The sequence below is a fragment of the Pseudomonas sp. 24 E 13 genome, assembly GCF_900004715.1.
Lineage (GTDB): Bacteria > Pseudomonadota > Gammaproteobacteria > Pseudomonadales > Pseudomonadaceae > Aquipseudomonas > Aquipseudomonas orientalis_A.
The window spans coordinates 50,010-53,144 of the sequence record NZ_CVTO01000112.1; the positions used below are offsets into that span (position 1 = coordinate 50,010).

The following is a 3,135-nucleotide window of genomic DNA, read 5'->3' on the forward strand; positions in this document are numbered from 1 at the left end:
TGTACTCGGTCTGATCCAGCATCCTGGTCGGCCCAGAGGCCGCCATCGGGGGCAAGCCCCCTCCCACATTGGGTTTAGCGGTGTTCTTCAATTCTTGTTACGGGTCTCATGCATCCGCGCCAGCTGGCGCTCCAGCATCGACGGATACGGCTCCATCAAACGCTCCACACAGCTGGCGCCCTCAGGGCTGGCAATCGGGCGGATGCGTGCGCGCTGGCGAATCAGCGTGTCTTCACTGATCTTGCGCTCCACCAGCAGCAGGTTGCGGCTGTGCTGGGACAAGGCCAGGGCATCCTGGGCAATCTCGGTCAGCAAGAGGTCGATCTGGCTGATGCCGAACAGGTCATCGCCCACCGTCAGGCCCAACTGCAATTGCAAGGTAATGCCGCTGTCCGCCACTTCGATCTGCAAGGCATGGCCCAGGGCGCGCAGCAACTCGCCGCAGCAGATGGCGTTGGTCAGGTAATCTTCGCCGCTGTCTTCGCTGTGGAACAGCATCAACGTGCTGCCGTCGTTCAGGGTGTGCAGTTCGCTCTGGTAGAGCGAGGCCGCCTGGTCGAGACAGTCGCGGTAGCGTTCCAGCAATTCCGTCAAGCGGGCGCGGGGCAGGCGGCGCAGTTGGTCCTGGGCACCCAGTTGCACGGCGAGTACGGCGCTGTACTGGGGCTCGGTGCTCTTGGTCGCAAGCGCTTTCGGCGCTACGGCAGGCGCGGTGTCTGCGGTATCGCGCAGGTCGGCGAACGGGTCTTCGTCATCCAGCTCGTCTTCTTCGGCCTTGATCACATGCCGTGGCGCAGGCTTCAAACCGGCCACCGGAGCGCTTTCGTCAAAGCCTGGGTCACGCAGGTCGCGCACTTCAAACTCAGGCTCGTCGTCGTTGTAGTCGGCCTCGTCGTACTCCGGCTCGGGTTCAACCTCAGGTACCGTCGGCTCCGGCGCGAAGCTGGCATGCAGCTGGCGCGCGAGGTCGCCGATTTCGTCCTGGCGGTCGGTGGCCGGGGTATGTTCGTTGATATCGCGCAGCCAGATGCGCAGTTGCATCAACGGCGTGGAGATATGCCGGCCCAGGCGCAGGCTTAAGGCCAGGGCCAAGGCCAACAGGATCGCGCTCAGGATGCCCATGCTTTGCAGGCTGATGGTCATCGGTTGCTGGAACTGTTGCATGTCCAGGCTGATGCGCAATTGGCCGGCTTTCACATCCTGAAACGTGATATTGCTCTGGTACAGGCCCTCGGCTTCGCCCAGCAGGCCGTTTTTCGGGCGCTGCCCGGCTTCGGCCATGATCCGGTTGTCCACGCTATAGATAGCAGCGTGGGCCACCAGCGGGTTCTTGGTCAGGTTGTTGAGCAGCACGTTGAGGCTGAGAATGTCGTTGGACACCAGCAACTCAGTCGCCGAGGTGGCGGTCTGGGTGGTCAGGCTCTCGCCCAGGGCGTCGGCTTGCTCATGCATGGCCTGCTTGAACTGCAAACCCATCACGCAGGCGTAGATCACCAGGGCCAGAGCGACCAGGATCACGTTATGGCTGGCGATGCGTAATGCGATCGGTACACGGCGGTGGCGCAGTGCCCGGAAGATCAGCAGGAAGAAGTTATCGGTTTTTACTGGCGTGGGCCGGTTCACTTGCGCTCGGCTCTTGGTCCGTGAAGTTGACGCGCAGTATAGCGACAGGCCCATGACCGGCAAAGCGCTGGCTGTGCCCGATGGTCACTGAAAGTGGGTAGAATACGGTTTTTTTCCAGCCTGGGGGTGCGCTTTGCGCGAAATTGTCCTGATCAACATCACAGGTCTTGACCGACCGGGTCTCACCGCTGCCATTACCGGTGTTCTGGCCCAGGGTGGTGTGAACATTCTCGACATCGGCCAGGCGGTGATCCACGACACCCTGTCGTTCGGCATCCTGGTGGAAATTCCCAGCACCGAGCAGGCATCGTCTGTCCTCAAGGACATTCTGTTCACGGCCTACAAACTCGATCAGCAGGTGCGTTTCACGCCGGTGTCCGAAGCCGATTACCAGCATTGGGTCGAAGGCCAGGGCAAAAAGCGCCATATCGTGACGTTGCTCACCCGCAAGGTAACGGCCGAACAACTGCAGCGCGTCAGCTCGATCACGGCGCATTACGGGTTGAACATCGACCATATCGACCGCCTGTCGGGACGTATGCCGCTGGACACGCCGGCGGACAAAGGCAAGGGCTGCATCGAGTTCTCTGTGCGCGGTGAGCCGGCCGATGCGCAAGCGCTGCGCGCCGAATTCCTGAGCGTGGCCCAGGAGCTGAATGTCGACATCGCCTTCCAGGAAGATTCGCTGTTCCGGCGCAATCGTCGTCTGGCGGTGTTCGACATGGACTCGACCCTGATCGAAGCCGAAGTCATCGACGAGCTGGCCAAGGCGGCGGGTGTGGGCGAACAGGTCAGCGAGATTACCGAGCGGGCGATGGCCGGCGAGCTGGATTTTCGCGCCAGCTTCAAGGAGCGCCTGGCGCTGCTCAAGGGCCTGGACGTGAGCGTGCTCGATTCCATCGGCGCTTCCCTGCGCCTGACCGAAGGCGCCGAAACCCTGTTCGCCGAACTCAAGCGCCTGGGCTACAAAACGGCCATCCTGTCCGGTGGCTTCACCTATTTTGCCAAGCAGCTGCAGGCCAAGCTGGGCATTGACTACGTGTTTGCCAACGAGCTGGAAGTGGTGGATGGCAAAGTGACCGGCGTGGCGGTGGAGCCGATTGTCGACGCACAACGCAAGGCGGACCTGCTCAGGGAGCTGGCGCACAAGGAAGGCTTGCGCCTGGAACAGACCATTGCGGTCGGCGACGGCGCGAACGACTTGCCAATGCTGGCGATTGCCGGGCTGGGGGTGGCGTTCCGCGCCAAGCCGTTGGTCAAGCAGTCGGCCAAGCAGGCGATTTCGACCTTGGGGTTGGATGGGGTGCTGTATCTGCTGGGCTTGCGCGACCGTGATGGGCAGCTCTAACTGACGAAATGCGCTCAAAAATGTGGGAGGGGCGGTGCGACGATTCGACTTGCCCCCGATGGCGGTGGGTCAGTCAATACATCTCTGACTGGGCTACCGCTATCGGGGCATAGGTATCTACACAACTCAGCAGCGCCCAACCGTAACCACGATGCGAAGCGAGT

The 3,135-nt window shown here is 61.8% G+C and carries 2 protein-coding genes; one reads left to right on the top strand and one right to left on the bottom strand.

The features are described 5' to 3' along the window. Positions 1-87 precede the first annotated feature (87 nt). Complete coding sequence (locus BFP90_RS11395) at positions 88-1,623, bottom strand: AhpA/YtjB family protein (RefSeq protein WP_065896720.1); 1,536 nt, start codon at positions 1,621-1,623, stop codon at positions 88-90. Positions 1,624-1,756: 133 nt separating this feature from the next. Between BFP90_RS11395 and serB the strand changes: the two genes are divergently transcribed. Further along, the gene (gene serB, locus BFP90_RS11400; protein ID WP_065886537.1) at positions 1,757-2,971 is read left to right on the top strand and encodes a phosphoserine phosphatase SerB; all 1,215 of its coding nucleotides are present in this window, start codon (positions 1,757-1,759) and stop codon (positions 2,969-2,971) included. The last annotated feature ends 164 nt before the right edge of the window (positions 2,972-3,135 follow it).